Below are 2781 nucleotides of genomic sequence, written 5' to 3'. Positions count from 1 at the left end.
AGAGGGGGGTGTTCAAGCGCTGACAGGCGGCATGAACCGCAATCCAGGAGCCACCCTTGCCAGCTGAAGCCACGGCCCCATCACCCATCCTGCTTGCCGTCGAGGGCATCACCAAGCATTTCTCGGGCGTGACCGCTCTCGCAGATGTCTCGCTCGACATCCGCCCCGGCGAAATCCTCGGTCTGCTGGGCGAGAACGGCGCCGGCAAATCGACGCTGCTGAAAATCCTGTCGGGCGTCATGCCGCCGTCCAGCGGCCATATCATTTTCGACGGTGCCGACTATCAGCCATCCAGCCCACAGGACGCCAAGCGGCTCGGCATCGTCACCATCTATCAAGAGCTCAGCCTGATCCCGACGCTGACGGTGGCGGAGAACATCTTTATCGGCCGCGCGCCGGTCGGCCCGCTGGGGTTGGTCAGCTGGCGGCGCATGGAGCAGGACTCCCGCGCGATCATCGCCCGTGTCGGCCTCTCCATCGATCCGATGACGCCGGTATCGGCGCTGTCGGTGGCCGAACAGCAGCTGGTCGAGATTGCGCGTGCGCTGTCGCTGAAAAGCCGGCTGATCATCATGGACGAGCCGACCTCGGCGCTGACCGAGACCGAGGTGCAGCGCCTGCTGTCGATCATGGACCGGCTGCGCAAGGACAAGGTCGCCATCATGTTCGTCACCCACCGGCTGGAGGAGGCCTCCGCCATCTGCGACCGCATGACGGTGCTGCGCGACGGCAGGCTGGCCGGGCATCTTAACCGCGAGGGCGGGCCGATCGCGCTGCCAAAAATCATCGAGAAGATGGTCGGCCGCGCGGCATCCGAACTCTATGCGCGGCCGGCGCAGCGCGCGGTGGCCGGGGATGTCGTGCTGTCGGTGCGCGGCTTGCGCACCGTGCGCGATCCCGAGGCGCCGCATGCCATCGTGCTCGACGGCGTCGACATCGACCTCAAGGCCGGTGAGATCCTCGGCGTTGCCGGCCTCGTTGGCTCTGGGCGTACCGAACTGGCGCGCGCCATTTTCGGCGCCGACCGCATCGCGGCCGGCACCATCACGCTCGACGGCAAGGCGATCGCACCGGCCTCTCCGGCGGATGCGATCGCGCTCGGCATCGGCCTGGTGCCGGAGGACCGCAAGCACCAGGCGATCTTTGCCGCGCTCGGCATCCTGCCGAATTTCTCCGTCGCATCGCTGGGCAGCTTCAGCAACGGTTTCGGCTTCATGGCTGAGCGGCGCGAGCGCGATGCACTCGCGGGTTTTCGCAAGATGCTGTCGATCCGCATGGCCTCGGCCGAGCAGGCGATCGAGGGCCTGTCGGGCGGCAACCAGCAGAAGGTGATCCTGGCGCGCTGGCTGGCGCGCGATCCCAAGGTGCTGATCGTCGACGAGCCGACGCGCGGCGTCGATGTCGGCGCCAAGACCGAGGTGCACCAGATCCTGGTGCAGCTTGCGGCGCGTGGCATTGCGGTGATGATGATCTCGTCCGAACTGCCCGAGGTGCTGGCGGTGTCGGACCGCATCGTCACCATGCGCCGCGGACGCATCACCGGTGAGATGCCGGGCGTCGAGGCAAACGAGGAAAGACTGATGGAACTGATGGCACTCGACCGCAAGGAGACACCATGAGCGTGGCGGGGGAACAGGACCAGCGCGGCGGCATCAATTTCGCGCGGCTGTTGATGAGCTTCGGGCCGCTGCTGTTCCTGGTGGCGCTGATCGTCGTCTTCACGGTGCTGAAGCCGAGCTTCATGGACCCGATCAACCTGTTCAACATCACGCGGCAGATCTCGATCACCGGGCTGATCGCGCTCGGCATGACCTTCGTCATCCTCACCGCCGGCATCGACCTGTCGGTCGGTTCGCTGCTCGCCTTCTGCGGCATGGTCGCCGCAGTGGTCGCCAAGGGCGGCACCGCCAACACGCTGTCGCTGTCGACCTCCGGCACGCAAGGGTTCGGCTGGTTCGCCGCCCTGCTGGCCGCCGTCGTGGTGGGTGCTGCCGCAGGCGGCGTGCAGGGGCTTGTCATCACCCGGCTGAAAGTGCCGCCCTTCGTCGTCACGCTGGGCGGGCTGACGGTGTTTCGCGGGCTGACGCTGACCATCTCCAATGGCGGCCCAATCTCGGGCTTCGACGCCTCGATGCGCTGGTTCGGCACCGGGCTGATCGGCCCCGTGCCGGTGCCGGCGCTCATCTTCGCGGCGGCTGCCATCCTGTGCCACATCGTCCTGCGCTACACGCGCTATGGCCGCGCCGTCTATGCCGTCGGCGGTAATGCCGAGGCGGCAAGGCTGTCGGGCCTGCGCGTCGACCGCATCCTGGTCTCGGTCTACGTCATCGTCGGCTTCTTCGCCGGCCTCGCCGCCTTCGTGCTGTCGGCGCGGCTCAACTCCTCGGAAGCGGTGGCCGGCATCGGCTACGAGCTGACGGTCATTTCGGCCGTCGTCATCGGCGGCACCTCGCTGTTCGGCGGCATCGGCTCGGTCGGCGGCACGGTGGTGGGCGCGGCCCTGATCGGCGTGCTGCAGAACGGGCTGCAGTTCAACAACGTGTCGTCCTACACCCAAAGCATCGTCATCGGGCTGATCCTGATCCTGGCGGTGGCGTTCGACCGGTGGCTGAAGTCGCGGGTGCGGCGGTGAGGGGAGAGAGGTCCGCGCCCAGGCACCCCCCTCTGTCCTGCCGGACATCTCCCCCGCAAGGGGGGAGATCGGCAGTTTCGTCTTCATCGCTTTTTCTTCAACGTTGAAAATTGGCGAAGGCAGTCATGGCATCCAATCTCCCCCCTTGC

General features: G+C 66.8%; 2 protein-coding genes. Both read left to right on the top strand.

Translation table 11 applies throughout. From position 1 onward, the window contains the following. Nucleotides 1-56 precede the first annotated feature (56 nt). A complete protein-coding gene (locus FCU66_RS36285) occupies nucleotides 57-1619 on the top strand; it encodes a sugar ABC transporter ATP-binding protein (protein WP_136622790.1) in 1563 nt (520 codons plus the stop codon). Beyond that, nucleotides 1616-2632 (top strand): ABC transporter permease, encoded by a 1017-nt coding sequence (locus FCU66_RS36280; RefSeq protein WP_136622789.1) that lies wholly within the window; start codon nucleotides 1616-1618, stop codon nucleotides 2630-2632. The genes FCU66_RS36285 and FCU66_RS36280 overlap by 4 nt, the downstream gene beginning before the upstream one ends. The last annotated feature ends 149 nt before the right edge of the window (nucleotides 2633-2781 follow it).

Source organism: Mesorhizobium norvegicum, assembly GCF_004919685.1.
Classification (GTDB): domain Bacteria; phylum Pseudomonadota; class Alphaproteobacteria; order Rhizobiales; family Rhizobiaceae; genus Mesorhizobium; species Mesorhizobium norvegicum.
This window is presented reverse-complemented; position numbering and strand designations above follow the sequence as displayed.

Excerpts from the sequence above, each read along its gene's own strand:
- FCU66_RS36280 (WP_136622789.1), top strand. The coding sequence starts at position 1,616 with ATGAGCGTGGCGGGGGAACAGGACCAGCGCGGCGGCATCAATTTCGCG.